This window comes from Pseudomonas persica (genome assembly GCF_900291015.1).
Lineage (GTDB): Bacteria > Pseudomonadota > Gammaproteobacteria > Pseudomonadales > Pseudomonadaceae > Aquipseudomonas.
This window is the reverse complement of the sequence record NZ_OLKL01000003.1, coordinates 110,086-124,609: the sequence shown is the minus strand read 5'-3', so window position 1 is coordinate 124,609 and position 14,524 is coordinate 110,086. Positions and strand designations below refer to the sequence as shown.

Here is a 14,524-nt window from a genome sequence, read left to right as displayed (position 1 = left end):
CCCGCTCTTTACATCCGCATCCCCAGATACAGGTGAATTTCGTGAGCCAGCCTACGCCAGCCGTGCGTACCTTCCAAGACCTGATCCTCGCCCTGCAGAACTACTGGGCCGAGCAAGGTTGTGTGGTGCTTCAGCCCTACGATATGGAAGTAGGCGCCGGCACTTTCCACACCGCTACATTCCTGCGCGCCGTGGGTCCAGAAACCTGGAACGCCGCCTATGTGCAGCCTAGCCGTCGCCCTGCCGACGGGCGGTATGGCGAAAACCCCAACCGCCTGCAGCACTACTACCAGTTCCAGGTGGTACTCAAGCCCAACCCGGCCAACTTCCAGGAGCTGTACCTCGGCTCGCTGAAAGCCATCGGCCTGGACCCGCTGGTCCACGACATTCGCTTCGTCGAAGACAACTGGGAATCGCCGACCCTGGGCGCCTGGGGCCTGGGCTGGGAAATCTGGCTCAACGGCATGGAAGTCACCCAGTTCACCTACTTCCAGCAGGTAGGCGGCATCGAGTGCTACCCGGTCACCGGTGAAATCACCTACGGCCTGGAGCGTCTGGCCATGTACATCCAGGGCGTCGACTCGGTGTACGACCTGGTATGGGCCGACGGCCCGTTCGGCAAGGTCAGCTACGGTGACGTGTTCCACCAGAACGAGGTGGAGCAGTCGACCTACAACTTCGAGCACGCCAACGTCGAGAAGCTGTTCGAACTGTTCGACTTCTACGAAAGCGAAGCCAACCGCCTGATCAAGCTGGAGCTGCCGCTGCCGACCTATGAAATGGTCCTGAAGGCCTCGCACACCTTCAACCTGCTGGACGCCCGCCGCGCCATCTCGGTAACCGAGCGCCAGCGCTACATCCTGCGTGTACGTACCCTGGCCCGGGACGTGGCGCAAAGCTACCTGCAAGCCCGTGCACGCCTGGGCTTCCCGATGGCTACCCCTGAACTGCGTGACGAAGTGTTGGCTAAGCTGGAGGCTGCACAATGAGTGCTCAAGATTTCCTGGTAGAACTGGGCACCGAAGAGCTGCCACCAAAGGCCCTCGCCAGCCTTGGCGAAGCCTTCCTGGCCGGTATCGAGAAAGGCCTGCAGGCTGCTGGCCTGAACTATACCGGCAAGCAGATTTACGCCGCGCCGCGTCGCCTGGCCGTGCTGATCCGCCAGCTGGACGTGCAGCAGCCTGACCGCAGCATCAACATCGATGGCCCACCTCTGCAAGCAGCGTTCAACGCCGAAGGCGAGCCGACCCAGGCTGCCCTGGGCTTCGCCAAGAAGTGCGGCGTGGAGCTGGCCGAAATCGACCAGAGCGGCCCCAAGCTGCGCTTCTCCCAGCACATCCCGGGCAAGGCCACCACTGGCCTGCTGCCGACCATCGTCGAAGATTCGCTCAATGACCTGCCGATCCCCAAGCGCATGCGCTGGGCGGCCAGCCGTGAAGAGTTCGTGCGCCCGACCCAATGGCTGGTGATGCTGCTGGGCGACCAGGTAGTGGACTGCACCATCCTGTCGCAGAAGGCCGGCCGTGAATCCCGTGGTCACCGCTTCCACCACCCGGAAAACGTGGTCATCACCACCCCGGCCAACTACGTCGAAGACCTGCGCAAAGCCTACGTGCTGGCCGACTTTGCCGAGCGCCGCGAGCTGATCAGCAAGCGTACCGCCGAATTGGCCATGCAACAGGAAGGCAGCGCCATCGTACCGCCGGCGCTGCTGGACGAAGTGACTGCCCTGGTCGAGTGGCCGGTACCGCTGGTGTGCTCGTTCGAGGAGCGTTTCCTCGAAGTGCCGCAGGAAGCCCTGATCACCACCATGCAGGACAACCAGAAGTACTTCTGCCTGCTGGACAGCGAAGGCAAGCTGCTGCCGCGCTTCATCACCGTGGCCAACGTCGAGAGCCGCGACCCGAAGCAGATCGTGCAAGGCAACGAGAAGGTCGTGCGCCCACGACTGACCGACGCCGAGTTCTTCTTCAAGCAGGACAAGAAGCAGCCGCTGGAAACTTTCAACGAGCGCCTGAAGAACGTGGTGTTCCAGGCTCAGTTGGGTACCGTGTACGACAAGGCCGAGCGCGTTTCCAGGCTGGCCGCCTTCATCGCCCCGCTGATCGGCGGCGACGCCCAGCGCGCCGGCCGTGCCGGCCTGCTGTCGAAGTGTGACCTGGCCACCGAGATGGTCGGCGAATTCCCTGAAATGCAGGGTGTTGCCGGTTACTACTACGCGCTCAACGACGGTGAGCCGGAAGACGTGGCCCTGGCCCTGAACGAGCAGTACATGCCGCGCGGTGCTGGCGCCGAGCTGCCGCAGACCCTCACCGGTGCAGCCGTGGCCATCGCCGACAAGCTCGACACCCTGGTCGGCATCTTCGGCATCGGCATGCTGCCTACCGGCAGCAAGGACCCGTACGCCCTGCGCCGTGCCGCCCTGGGCGTGCTGCGTATCCTGATCGAAAAGCAGCTGGACCTGAACCTGACCGGCGCGGTCGAGTTCGCGGTCAAGCAGTTCGGCACCAAGGTCAAAGCCGCCGGCCTGGCCGAACAGGTGCTGGAGTTCATCTTCGACCGCCTGCGTGCCCGTTACGAAGACGAAGGCATCGACGTGGCCACCTACCTGTCGGTACGTGCCCTGCAGCCAGGCTCCGCCCTGGACTTCGACCAGCGCGTGCAGGCTGTACAAGCCTTCCGCAAGCTGCCGGAAGCCGAGGCCCTGGCCGCGGTGAACAAGCGCGTGTCGAACCTGCTGAGCAAGGCCGAAGGCGCCATCGCCGATCACGTCGAGCCGAAGTACTTTGACAACGCCAACGAGTTCTCCCTGTACTCGGCCATCCAGCAGGCCGACCAGGCCGTGCAACCGATGGCTGCTGCACGCCAGTACAGCGAATCGCTGGCCCGCCTGGCGGCCCTGCGTGACCCGGTCGACGCCTTCTTCGAGGCGGTGATGGTCAACGCCGAGGATGCCAAGGTACGCGCCAACCGTTATGCCCTGCTCAGCCGCCTGCGCGGCCTGTTCCTGGGCGTGGCCGACATTTCGCTGCTGGGGTAAGCCTTGAAACTGCTGATTCTCGACCGTGACGGGGTAATCAACTACGACTCCGACGCCTACATCAAGACGCTGGACGAGTGGGTGCCGATCCCTGGCTCGGTCGAAGCGATCGCGCAGTTGAGCAAAGCGGGCTGGACGGTGGCCGTGGCCACCAACCAGTCCGGCATTGCCCGTGGCTACTATGCGCTGGCAACCCTCGAGGCCATGCACGCGCGCCTGCGCGCGCTGGTGGCCGAGCAGGGTGGCAAGGTGGGTCACATCGTGTATTGCCCACACGGGCCGGACGAAGGCTGCAATTGCCGCAAGCCCAAGCCTGGCATGCTGCTGGCGATCGCCGAGCATTACCAGGTCGGTCTGGAAGGCATCTGGTTCGTTGGCGACAGCAAAGGTGACCTGGAGGCAGCCCTGGCCGTCGGTGCACAACCCGTGCTGGTGAAAACCGGCAAGGGCGAGCGGACCCTGGAAAAAGGCGTCCCGGAAACTACACTGATTTTCGACGATCTGGCAGCTATCGCCAGAGAACTAATTTAAACAGTGCGCCTTCTGGCGCATTTTTCTCAGGCGGGCATGCCCCGCAACGGTACAAGCCACTATGTCGATCCTGCAGGCGATCAGAATCTTTCTTTTTTACCTGCTGCTGGGCACCAGTTCGCTGCTGTGGTGCTCGCTGAGCTTCTTCGTCGCGCCGTTCTTGTCGTTCCCCAAGCGCTACAAGTTCATCAACGTGTACTGGTGCCGTTGCGCGTTGTTCCTGGTGCGCACCATCCTGGGCATCGACTACAAGGTCACTGGCGCCGAGAACGTGCCTGATGAGCCCTGCGTGATCCTGTCCAACCACCAGAGCACCTGGGAAACCTTCTTCCTTTCCCAGTACTTCTCGCCGCTGAGCCAGGTGCTCAAGCGCGAGTTGCTGTACGTGCCGTTCTTCGGTTGGGCCATGGCCATGCTGCGGCCTATCGCGATCAACCGCGATAACCCCAAGGAAGCCCTGCGCCAGGTAGCCAGCAAAGGTGATGAGTTGCTCAAGCAGAAGACCTGGGTGCTGATCTTCCCGGAAGGCACCCGCGTGCCATTCGGCACCATGGGCAAGTTCTCCCGTGGCGGTACCGCGCTGGCGGTGAATGCCGGGCTGCCGGTGCTGCCGATTGCCCACAACGCCGGCAAGTTCTGGCCGAAGAGCGGTTGGGGCAAACGCGCTGGCACCATCGAGGTCGTGATTGGCAAGCCGATGTACGCCAACGGCACCGGGCCACGAGCCATTGCCGAGCTCAACGACCGCGCCGCGGCATGGAACGAAGCGACCCAACGGGCCATGGGTTCGCTGCCGCCAGCAGAGGAAAAACCCCAGGAGCAGATGGCCTGAGCATCTGTGGATAACTTGTGAACTGTTTTTGAATGAAATGCCTGGATTGATCGCTAAGTGTTTGAATTAGCTGTTTATTTCTGTGTATGACATTTTTCTGAAAATCGTGCATAAGTTTTTTCGGGGCATAAGAAAACCGGCTTTTACAGCCGGTTTTTTTATGGGCTCAACAGCAGGATTGCACCATCTGTGGGAGAAGACTGTGGGAGCGGCCTTGCGTCGCGAAAGGGCCGCAAGGCGGCCCCAGCAATTCATGCATCACAGCTGAAATCCTGGGGCCGCTGCGCAGCCCAATCGCGACACAAGGCCGCTCCCACAAGAAGCGCTTCAGCGCCTGACCATTTGGTGCAGGCCTTAGAGCTGCATCAGATCTTGTCGATATCCACATCCTTGGTTTCTTTCAGGCAGAAGATCCCCACCACCAGGCTGACCCCGGTCACCAGCACCGGGTACCACAGCCCGTAGAAGATATCCCCGGTATACACCACCAGCGCGAACGATACCGTTGGCAGGAAGCCACCGAACCAGCCGTTACCAATGTGGTAGGGCAGCGACATCGAGGTGTAGCGGATGCGGGTCGGGAACAGTTCGACCATCACCGCCGCCAGTGGCCCATAGGTCATGGTCGCAATCAGGATCATCGCCACGATCAACACCACCACCATCACCTGGTTGACCTGCGCAGGGTCGGCCTTGGCCGGGTAGCCGGCCTGTTCCACCGCCGCACGCATGGCCGCTTCGTCGAAGCCGTTGATGGTCTTGTCACCGATATTCACCACCACATCGCTACCGGCCACATCCACCGAGCTGTACGGCAGGCCCTGCTTGACCAGGAAGGTCTTGACCTTGTCGCACGGGCTGTCGAAGCGCGCTTTGCCCACCGGGTCGAACTGGAAGGTGCAGCCTTGCGGGTCGGCAGTGACCACGATCGGCGCCTGGCGGCTGGCCGCGTCGATCTGTGGATTTGCGTAGTGGCTCAGCGCCTTGAACAGTGGGAAGTACAACACCGTGGCCAGCAGCAAGCCGAGCATCAGGATCGGTTTGCGGCCAATACGGTCGGACAACCAGCCGAACAACACGAAGAACGGCGCACCAATGACCACGCTGATGATCAGCAGGGTGTTGGCCTGGGCCGGGTCCATTTTCAGCATCTGGGTCATGAAGAACAACACGTAGAACTGCGCCGTGTAGAAGGTCACGGCCTGCCCGGCGTTGATGCTGAACAAGGCGGTGAGCACCACTTTCAGGTTCGGCCAGGAGGTGAACGACTCACGGATCGGCGACTTGCTGACCTTGCCTTGGGCCTTCATTTTCACGAAGGCCGGCGACTCGTGCATGCTCATGCGGATCCAGGTGGAAATCGCCAGCAGTACGATCGACAGCAGGAACGGCAGGCGCCAGCCCCAGGTTTCGAACTGGTCGCCACTGATATAGCGGCTGCCCAGCACCACTAACAGCGACAGCAGCAGGCCGAGGGTGGCGGTGGACTGGATGAAGCCCGTGTGGAAGCCGCGCTTGCCGGGCGGCGCATGCTCCGCCACATAGGTGGCCGCACCGCCGTATTCACCGCCCAGCGCCAGCCCCTGCAGCATGCGCAGAACCACCAGGATGATCGGTGCAGCGATGCCGATGCTGGCGTAGGTGGGCAACAGCCCCACTGCGAAGGTGGACAGGCCCATCAGCACGATGGTGACCAGGAAGGTGTACTTGCGCCCGATCATGTCGCCCAGACGGCCAAACACTAGCGCGCCGAACGGCCGCACCAGGAAGCCGGCGGCAAAGGCCATGAGGGCGAAGATGAAGGCGGTGGTGTCGTTCACGCCAGCGAAGAATTGCTTGCTGATGACCGCTGCCAGCGCACCATAGAGAAAAAAGTCATACCACTCGAAAACTGTCCCGAGGGATGACGCGAAAATGATCTTGCGTTCTTCACGGCCGCTGGCGCTGCTGGTCGCCGCACCCTGCTCTTGGATGTAATCCGACATCGTTGCTGTCCTCGGCCCGCAGGCCACAGTGATTATTCTTGTTGTTCCACTGTCGGCAGCTTCTGACCGCTAGCTGCCGCTACTGCACGCACCCGGGGTCAGGGCGTCGGTATCGCGTCTTCGTTCAGATAGGTCTGGGTGGCAGCTCCTTTGAGGATCAGTTGAGCCGCCTTCTCGGCGATCATCAGGGTGGGCGAACAGGTATTGCCGGAGGTGATCTGCGGCATGATCGAAGCGTCCGCCACGCGCAGGCCGGGGATGCCATGTACGCGCAGCTGATTATCCACAACGTCCAGTTCACCATTGCCCATGCGGCAGGTGCCGACCGGATGGAAGATGGTAGTGCCGATCTTGCCGGCGGCTTCGAACAGCTCTTGCTCGGTTTGCAGGGCTGGACCCGGCAGATATTCCTTTGGGTCGAACGCGGCGAGGGCAGGGGCCTGGACGATACGCCGGGTAAGGCGAATGGCATCGGCGGCGACGCGCAGGTCCTGGGGGTCGCTGAGGTATTTGGGGTCAATCAGCGGCGTGCTGTTCATGTCGCTGCTGCAGATATCGATACGCCCGCGGCTGGCCGGGCGCAGGTTGCACACCGAGGCGGTAAAGGCCGGGAACGGGTGCAATGGCTCACCGAAGCGCTCAAGTGACAGCGGCTGCACGTGGTACTGCAGGTTGGCGGTGGCCTGCTCCGGGCTCGAACGCACGAACGCGCCCAGCTGGCTCGGTGCCATGGCCAGCGGGCCGCTGCGGTCATAGAGATAGCGCAGGCCCATACCCATCTTGCCCCACAGGCTGTTGGCCATCTGGTTCAGGGTACGGGTATTACGGATCTGGTAGATCAGGCGCAGTTGCAGGTGATCCTGCAGGTTGCCGCCAACGCCTGGCATGTCGTGACGCACGCCAATGCCCAGGCTTTCCAGTAGCTGGCGCGGGCCGATGCCAGAGCGCTGCAGAATACCGGGTGAGCCCACCGCACCCGCACAGAGAATGATCTCGCGACGCGCCGCAAACTCGTGCCAGGCACCTTGCCAGAACGCCTTCACCGCCCGCGCACGGGTGGTGTTGAGCAGCACCTGGTCAACCTGAACACCGGTCAGCACGGTGAGGTTGGTGCGGCCCTTGACCGGCCGCAGGAAGGCCTTGGAGGCGTTCCAGCGCACACCGCTACGCTGGTTCACCTGAAAGTATCCACAGCCTTGGTTGTCGCCGGTATTGAAGTCATCGACCTTGCCGATACCGCTTTGCTCGGCGGCATCGCGGAAGGCATCGAGGATTGGCCAACTGTAGCGCTGACGCTCGACCCGCCACTCGCCGTCACCACCGTGGTGCTCGCTGGCGCCGGCAAAGTGGCTTTCGCTGGCCTTGAAAAGCGGCAGTACGTCCTTCCAGGCCCAGCCGTCGTTGCCTTGCTCGGCCCAACGGTCATAGTCGGCGGCCTGGCCGCGCATGTAGATCATGCCGTTGATCGAGGAGCAGCCACCCAGCACCTTGCCGCGTGGATAGCCCAGCGCTCGACCGCCCAGGCCGGGCTGCGCCTCGGTCTTGAAGCACCAGTCGGTGCGCGGGTTGCCGATGCAGTAGAGATAACCGACGGGGATGTGGATCCAGGGATAGTTGTCACGGCCACCCGCTTCCAACAGCAGCACGCGGCAGGAGGGGTCGGCGGACAAACGATTGGCCAGCAGGCAACCGGCGGGACCGGCCCCTACGACCACGTAGTCGAAGACACAATCGGCTGATGGCATGTGCAACCTCGCGCCTGATTTTTATTCTTGTCCCGAACCATCTTAGTGAGTAATTTCGTGGGGGAAACACGAGATTTCGCGCAGCCGCTGTGCGTTTTAGCACAGGGGTAAGCCTGTACCGACCCTTTCGCGGGTAAACCCGCTCCCACAGGATTGGCGCTGCTTCTGAAGGCTGCGCGGTCTTTGTGGGTGCGGGTTTACCCGCGAAGAGGCCGGAACGAACTGCCAAAAAGGATCAGCATGTTCGACTGGAACGATCTGCGGTTTTTCCTCGAGTTGCAGCGCAGCGGCCGCCTGCTTACCGCCGCCAAGCGCCTCAACACTACCCACAGCACCGTGGCCCGGCACATCGAGAGCATCGAGCAAAGCCTGGGTACCGCGCTGTTCGTGCAGCATGCCCAGGGCTATGAACTGACCCCTTCGGGCCAGGCCCTGCTCAAGCACGCCGAAGCCATGGAAAACGTCGCCCTGCTGGCGCAGGAAGAAATCACCCAGGCCATCACGCCGCTGGGCAAGATTCGCCTGGGGGTGACCGAAGGCATCGGCATCATGTTCTTCACCCCGCGCATGAATGCGCTGTTCGACCGCTACCCCGGCCTGGAAGTGGAACTGGTGGCGGTGCCGCGCTTCGTCAGCATCCTCAACCGCGAGGCGGAGATCAGCATCCACTTGGAACGGCCCAACGCCGACCTGCTGATCACCCGCAAACTCACTGACTATCGCCTGGCCCTGTACGCCAGCCAGGACTATCTGGACCGTGCCCCCTCTCTGCACAACCGCGAGGACCTGGCCCGGCACAGCTGGATCGGCTACGTCGACGACTTGCTGTTCAGCCAGGAACTGCTGTTTCTCAACAGCTTCTGCCGGGCGCCCAACGTGGTGTTTCGCAGCACCAGCGTAATCGCCCAGCAAACCGCCGCCCGCGCCGGGCTGGGCATCGCCGTACTGCCCAACTACATGGCCCGCCACGACCCGACGCTGGTGCGCGTGCTGCCAGGCGAAACCATCCAGCGCAGCTACTGGATCTGCACCCGCCGCGAACTGCACAAGTCGGTGCGCCTGCGGGTAGTGTGGGACTACCTGCTGGCGCTGTGCGCGGCGGAACAGAGCGAGCTGTTAGCCCAGTAGCGCCTTGCCGGCCAGCAACAGGGCCGCTGCCCAACCGGCCACGGCAAACATCTGCTGCAAGCGCGGCCCGGCCAGCCTGGCCGCCAATGGCCGCGCCAGCAGCAGGCCGAGCACCGCGCCGCCGGCGAAAGGAGCGCCAACCTGCCAGTGCATCACCCCCGCCAGGCTGGCGCTGACCACACTGCCGGTGGACACCAGCGCGATCACCGCCAGCGAGGTGGAGACGATGCTGGCCATGCGCAGGTTGGTGTAGCGGTTCAGGGCCGGGATGATGACAAAGCCACCGCCCACACCAAGCAGGCCGGACAGCAGCCCGGACAATGCACCGGTGAACGCCAGGGCGCGCGCGCAGGGCAGGGTCCAGCGCAAACGGCCCTGCAGCGGGTTCAACACACAGGGTTCGATGTAGCGATGGGCGTCGTTGGCTGCGCCGCGCAGTTCCTTGGCCGCCTTGCGCCAGATGCGCACGCAGGCGTATACCAGCACCCCGGCGAACACCAACTGCAGTGGCGTGTTCGGCAGGCGGCGCGCCAGCATCAGCCCGAACGGCGCCGCTGCCACACCGATCAATGCGATGAACAGCGCCGCCCGGTAGCGCACCAGGCCCTGACGCAAGCCCAGCACAGCCCCCACCGCCGCCGCCATACCCACGGCCAGCAGGCCGACCGGTGCCGCCTCGACCATCGACAGCCCCAGGCCGAACACCAGCAAAGGCACTGCCAGGATGCCACCGCCCGCACCGGTCAGCGCCAGCACGGCGCCGATGATTGCGCCCAGGCCCGCGCCCAATAGTTGATGTTCGATCACTGCCCAGCCTCGGCTACCAACTGCGGGCGTGCCAACCACTCGCGGCCCTTGAGCATGCCTTTCCAGTACAAGGGTGGCAGCGCCTGTGCCTTGAGCAACCAGGCCAGGCGCGTCGGCTTGCGACCATCCAGCAACCAGTTGGGGAAGCTCGGTGCCAGCTTGCCGCCATAGGTGAACTCGGCCAGGACAATCTTGCCGCGCTCGACGGTGAGCGGGCACGAGCCATAACCATCGTAACGGGCCAGGGTAGGCAGCCTGCCCAGGGCCACCAGCACATTGTTGGCCACGACCGGTGCCTGCTTGCGCGCAGCGGCGGCGGTCTTGGCATTGCTGGTGTTGGCCACGTCCCCCAGGGCATGGACATTGGTGAAGTGGCGATGGCGCAGGGTGTGCGGATCGACATCGACCCAGCCCGCGCTGTCAGCCAACGGGCTTTCACGAATGAAGTCCGGTGCCACCTGCGGGGGTACCACGTGCAGCATGTCGAACGCCTCGATACGGGTTTCGCTGCTGCCATCAGCCAAGGTACGCACAAAGGTGGCGAGCTTGCCCGGACCATCCACGGCTACCAGACGATGGGAAAAATTGAGGTCCACGGCGTACTTCTCGATGTACTTCATCAGTGCGGGCACGTAGTCCGCCACACCGAACAATACCGCGCCGGCATTGAAGAAGCCGGCTTTCACCGCCCCCAGGTGACCGTGCCGCAGCCAGTGGTCGCAAGACAGGTACAACGCCTTCTGCGGCGCGCCCGCACACTTGATCGGCATGGGCGGCTGGCAGAACAGGGCGCGACCTTGCTTGAGCTTCTGCACCAGCTCCCAGGTGTAGGGCGCCAGGTCGTAGCGGTAGTTGGAGGTGACGCCGTTGCGGCCCAAGGTCTCGCTGAGGCCATCAATGGCTGCCCAATCCAGCTTGAGGCCAGGGCAGACCACCAGCTGTTCATAACTGATGGCGCGGCCGCCTTCGAGGAGGACCAGTTGGCCCAGCGGGTCGAACCCCTGCACCCGTGCCTTTATCCAGCGCACACCCCGCGGGATGATCGAGGCCATGGTACGAGCAGTGCTGGGTGCCTTGAACACGCCGGCACCGACCATGGTCCAACCAGGCTGGTAGTAATGCACCTCGGCGGGGTCGATCAAGGTTACGTCCAGCGACGGGTCACGGCTGATCAGGCTGGAAGCAGTGGCGATACCGGCGGCACCGGCACCGACGATGACCACTTTGTGGTGGTCGGTATTGGCAGGGGAGAACAAGGCAGGCATTGGCGGTAAATCCTGGAAATCTGGTTATGGGGCAGGGCGGTCACAGCTTGTTCAGCGGAATCTTCAGGTAGCTCACACCGTTCTCTTCCGGCGCGGGGAGCTGGCCGCTGCGCATGTTCACCTGCACCGACGGCAGGATCAGCACGGGCATGTCGAGGGTCTTGTCGCGGGCTTCACGCATGGCGACGAAGCTGTCCTCATCGACGCCCTGATGGATATGAATATTGCTGGCGCGCTGCTCGGCCACGGTGGTGACGTACTGCATGTCGCGGCCACCTGGCAGGTAGTCGTGGCACATGAACAGCCGGGTCTGGTCAGGGAAGGCCAGCAGGCGACGGATCGAGCGGTACAGGGTGCGGGCATCGGCCCCCGGGAAGTCACAGCGGGCGGTACCGTAGTCGGGCATGAACAAGGTGTCGCCGACGAACACCACGGTCTCGCCAGCGTCCTCGATCATGAAGCTCATGCACGCAGGCGTGTGCCCTGGGGTGTGCAGCGCGCGGGCATGCAGGTTGCCAATGCGGAAACCTTCCTCGTCTTCGAACAGCACATCGAACTGGCTGCCATCGCGGGCGAAGCCTGGCTCGGCGTTGAACAAGGCACCGAACACTTTCTGCACCTGGGTGATGTGCGCGCCGATGGCGGTATGGCCGCCGAGCTTTTCCTTTAAATAAGCCGCTGCCGAAAGGTGGTCGGCATGCACATGGGTTTCCAGCACCCACTGCACGCTGGCTTCAAGCTCGGCCACGCGCTGGATCAGGCGGTCGGCCGAGGCAGTGCAGGTGCGCCCGGATTTGGGGTCGTAGTCCAGCACACTGTCAATCAATGCGCACTGGCGGGTTTCACGGTCCATGACCAGGTAGCTGATGGTCGAGGTCGCCTGGTCGTAAAAGGCGTCCACGTGCAGGTTGTTGCCGATGATCATCACGTTCTCCAATTTATCCACCCAGCCTTGTACAGGCGTAGGCAGTGCCAGGAGGTTTATCAAGATGCATGCCAGGCATTTTCCCGCGAGCGGGCCAATGAAACCGGCCCGTTGCTGACAGTTGCCGATGACAGTGGCAGCGCGGCTGGCAGTCGACTGTCAGCTAATGGCAGTGTTTGGCAGTCCTTGTTACCCTGCGCCGGTCATCCAATCGGTGCCGTCATGCCTGAAGCCCATCCCCTCATCCTAGCCCTGGTTTCCTATCTTGAGCACGATGCCCTGCCAACCATCGTGCTGGATACCGACTACAACATCCTGGCCGCCAACGCTGCCTATCGCCGCCAGTTCGGTCGCCATGAGCAGGCGCCGCTGGGCGAAAAATGCCACAAGGTCTCGCACCACTATGCCGTGCCTTGCGACCAGGCCGGCGAGCATTGCCCGATGCGCAAGGCATGGCACAGCAAGGTGCCGGAGCGGGTGCTGCACATTCATCACACACCACGCGGCCCCGAGCATGTGGATGTCGAGCTGCGGCCGATCCTGGATGAACAGGGCAGGGTGGTGGCCTTTGTCGAACGCCTGAGCAGCATCACCCTCGCGTCGGCGCAGCCTCAGGAGCAAGGGCTGGTCGGCCGGGCGCCGGCGTTCAAGGCGGCCCTGGCCAGCCTGCAACGTGCGGCGCCGGCGCAGATCCCGGTGTTGCTGCAGGGTGAGTCGGGTACTGGCAAGGAACTGTTCGCCCGCGCGGTGCACATGGGCAGCCCCAGGGCCAACGGCCCATTGGTGGTGGTCGACTGTACCGGCCTGACCGAGTCGTTGTTCGAGAGCGAGCTGTTCGGCTACGAGAAGGGCGCGTTCACGGGTGCCAACCAGCGCAAGATTGGCCTCGCCGAAGCGGCGCATGGCGGCACCCTGTTCCTCGATGAAATTGGCGAAGTACCGCTGGCGATGCAGGTGAAGCTGCTGCGCCTGATCGAGTCCGGCAGCTTCCGCCCGGTGGGCAGCCTGCGCACGGTGCATTCGGATTTTCGCCTGGTCTCGGCAACGCACAAACCCCTCGGGCAAATGGTGGCGGATGGCACCTTCCGCGAAGACCTGTATTACCGCATCAGCGGCTTCCCGATCCGCCTGCCGGCCTTGCGCGAGCGGGTGGAAGATTTGCCCCTGTTAGCACAGAGCCTGTTGCAGCGCATGGCAGGCACGCCGACGCCCAGGCTTAGCGACGATGCCTTGCAGCAACTTGGGCTGCATCCATTCCCGGGCAACATTCGCGAGCTGCGCAACATTCTGGAAAGGGCGCGCCTGTTTGCAGATGACGGGCTGATTCGGCCCGAGCATTTGCCGGAGGATATCGGGCCGGCGGGCGCGATCACGGCAGGTGGTCGGCGCAATCATCTGGGCGAGCTGGCGCAGGCACTGGAACAGTTCAAAGGCTCGCGCAGTGAACTGGCCCGTCACCTTGGCCTGAGTGAGCGCACCCTGTATCGCCGGTTGAAGGAGCTTGGCCTGAATTGACGCGTTCTGTTAACGCGGTCTACAGGGGCCAGCGTATTCCCGAGGGCAACAAAAATCCTGTGGGAGCGGGTTCACCCGCGAACACCGGCGAAGCCGGTGCCATCTACCGCGCCTCCTCAGACCTTTACCGGACCTTTACCTCTGTCCTGACATTAAGCGGGAATGATTGTGGTCTGATCAGTTAACCGAACCTGGCAGCCAGTCAGCTCCAGCCAGGCGTTAACATGCAGAGGACCGCATCAAATGAAAAAAAACCTGACCGTGATCTGCGCCACGCTCATGCTCAGCGCCCCCTTGGCCAGCTTCGCGCAGCCGGGCCCATCTGACCGGCATGATGGCGGCCCATCACACCAAGGCAACCCACCCCATGGACAGCCACAGCACCAAGGCAAGCATGACAATGGCCGCGGTCCCGCTTACCGCAACCCGAACTTCCGCCCACAACAGGGCATGCCGGTACCTCATCAACAGTGGCAGCGTGGCCATGTAGTTGACCCTCATTACCGTGGCGACCGCTACTGGGTGACCGACTGGAAAGCACGCCACCTGTATGCGCCACCGCGTGATCACCGCTGGCTGTATGTGAACGGGGACTATGTGCTGGTGGCTATTGCCAGTGGTGTGATCGTCAACATTCTCAGCGGTTACTGATTTCTACAGGCACTAAAAAGCCCGCATCCGCGGGCTTTTTAGTGCCATGGCCACCCCAGTGGAATTAGGAGTTCCACGTGGAACATTGGCGCCCAAAGTA

The 14,524-nt window shown here is 62.9% G+C and carries 12 protein-coding genes; 7 read left to right on the top strand and 5 right to left on the bottom strand.

The window, feature by feature from the left end; translation table 11 throughout:
- Positions 1-41: 41 nt before the first annotated feature.
- From glyQ to FQ664_RS00570, 4 genes are all read left to right on the top strand, one after another.
- Positions 42-989, top strand: a complete 948-nt coding sequence (gene glyQ / locus FQ664_RS00585) for a glycine--tRNA ligase subunit alpha (RefSeq protein WP_029615043.1) — start codon at positions 42-44, stop codon at positions 987-989.
- Positions 986-3,040, top strand: coding sequence for a glycine--tRNA ligase subunit beta (gene glyS / locus FQ664_RS00580; RefSeq protein WP_144169992.1), 2,055 nt, complete (start codon positions 986-988; stop codon positions 3,038-3,040). Before glyQ ends, glyS begins: the two co-directional genes overlap by 4 nt.
- Before the next feature lie 3 nt (positions 3,041-3,043).
- A complete protein-coding gene (gene gmhB, locus FQ664_RS00575) occupies positions 3,044-3,571 on the top strand; it encodes a D-glycero-beta-D-manno-heptose 1,7-bisphosphate 7-phosphatase (protein WP_144169991.1) in 528 nt (175 codons plus the stop codon).
- A 61-nt stretch (positions 3,572-3,632) separates the two neighbouring features.
- A complete protein-coding gene (locus FQ664_RS00570) occupies positions 3,633-4,403 on the top strand; it encodes a lysophospholipid acyltransferase family protein (protein ID WP_144169990.1) in 771 nt (256 codons plus the stop codon).
- Positions 4,404-4,768: 365 nt separating this feature from the next.
- On the opposite strand, the gene FQ664_RS00565 is transcribed toward FQ664_RS00570, so the two are convergent.
- Positions 4,769-6,388, bottom strand: a complete 1,620-nt coding sequence (locus tag FQ664_RS00565; RefSeq protein ID WP_144169989.1) for an MFS transporter — start codon at positions 6,386-6,388, stop codon at positions 4,769-4,771.
- Positions 6,389-6,486: 98 nt separating this feature from the next.
- Positions 6,487-8,133, bottom strand: coding sequence for a GMC family oxidoreductase (locus FQ664_RS00560; protein WP_144169988.1), 1,647 nt, complete (start codon positions 8,131-8,133; stop codon positions 6,487-6,489).
- A 240-nt stretch (positions 8,134-8,373) separates the two neighbouring features.
- Here FQ664_RS00560 and FQ664_RS00555 point away from each other — a divergent pair, with 240 nt between their 5' ends.
- The gene (locus tag FQ664_RS00555) at positions 8,374-9,261 is read left to right on the top strand and encodes a LysR family transcriptional regulator (protein WP_144169987.1); all 888 of its coding nucleotides are present in this window, start codon (positions 8,374-8,376) and stop codon (positions 9,259-9,261) included.
- On the opposite strand, the gene FQ664_RS00550 is transcribed toward FQ664_RS00555, so the two are convergent.
- The 3 genes from FQ664_RS00550 to FQ664_RS00540 are packed head-to-tail and all read right to left on the bottom strand — an operon-like array spanning position 9,250 to position 12,258.
- Positions 9,250-10,068 carry a sulfite exporter TauE/SafE family protein gene (locus tag FQ664_RS00550; RefSeq protein WP_144169986.1) on the bottom strand — a complete coding sequence of 273 codons (819 nt, stop codon included), beginning with the start codon at positions 10,066-10,068 and terminating at the stop codon, positions 9,250-9,252. The two genes, FQ664_RS00555 and FQ664_RS00550, sit on opposite strands and share 12 nt — an antisense overlap.
- Positions 10,065-11,333: an NAD(P)/FAD-dependent oxidoreductase gene (locus FQ664_RS00545; protein ID WP_144169985.1), complete on the bottom strand. Its 1,269-nt coding sequence runs from the start codon at positions 11,331-11,333 to the stop codon at positions 10,065-10,067. Before FQ664_RS00545 ends, FQ664_RS00550 begins: the two co-directional genes overlap by 4 nt.
- A 40-nt stretch (positions 11,334-11,373) precedes the next feature.
- A complete protein-coding gene (locus FQ664_RS00540) occupies positions 11,374-12,258 on the bottom strand; it encodes an MBL fold metallo-hydrolase (protein ID WP_144169984.1) in 885 nt (294 codons plus the stop codon).
- Between the two features lie 222 nt (positions 12,259-12,480).
- Between FQ664_RS00540 and FQ664_RS00535 the strand changes: the two genes are divergently transcribed.
- Both FQ664_RS00535 and FQ664_RS00525 read left to right on the top strand, forming a co-directional pair.
- Positions 12,481-13,773 carry a sigma-54 interaction domain-containing protein gene (locus FQ664_RS00535; protein ID WP_144169983.1) on the top strand — a complete coding sequence of 431 codons (1,293 nt, stop codon included), beginning with the start codon at positions 12,481-12,483 and terminating at the stop codon, positions 13,771-13,773.
- 243 nt (positions 13,774-14,016) lie between these two features.
- Positions 14,017-14,424 (top strand): RcnB family protein, encoded by a 408-nt coding sequence (locus FQ664_RS00525; RefSeq protein WP_144169981.1) that lies wholly within the window; start codon positions 14,017-14,019, stop codon positions 14,422-14,424.
- Positions 14,425-14,524 lie beyond the last annotated feature (100 nt).

What these genes read in the sequence shown, in the direction of transcription:
- FQ664_RS00560 (WP_144169988.1), bottom strand. Translation starts at nt 8,133, where the DNA reads ATGCCATCAGCCGATTGTGTCTTCGACTACGTGGTCGTAGGGGCCGGT.
- FQ664_RS00535 (WP_144169983.1), top strand. Translation starts at nt 12,481, where the DNA reads ATGCCTGAAGCCCATCCCCTCATCCTAGCCCTGGTTTCCTATCTTGAG.
- glyS (WP_144169992.1), top strand. Translation starts at nt 986, where the DNA reads ATGAGTGCTCAAGATTTCCTGGTAGAACTGGGCACCGAAGAGCTGCCA.
- FQ664_RS00570 (WP_144169990.1), top strand. Translation starts at nt 3,633, where the DNA reads ATGTCGATCCTGCAGGCGATCAGAATCTTTCTTTTTTACCTGCTGCTG.
- FQ664_RS00555 (WP_144169987.1), top strand. Translation starts at nt 8,374, where the DNA reads ATGTTCGACTGGAACGATCTGCGGTTTTTCCTCGAGTTGCAGCGCAGC.
- FQ664_RS00565 (WP_144169989.1), bottom strand. Translation starts at nt 6,388, where the DNA reads ATGTCGGATTACATCCAAGAGCAGGGTGCGGCGACCAGCAGCGCCAGC.
- FQ664_RS00540 (WP_144169984.1), bottom strand. Translation starts at nt 12,258, where the DNA reads ATGATCATCGGCAACAACCTGCACGTGGACGCCTTTTACGACCAGGCG.
- FQ664_RS00525 (WP_144169981.1), top strand. Translation starts at nt 14,017, where the DNA reads ATGAAAAAAAACCTGACCGTGATCTGCGCCACGCTCATGCTCAGCGCC.
- FQ664_RS00545 (WP_144169985.1), bottom strand. Translation starts at nt 11,333, where the DNA reads ATGCCTGCCTTGTTCTCCCCTGCCAATACCGACCACCACAAAGTGGTC.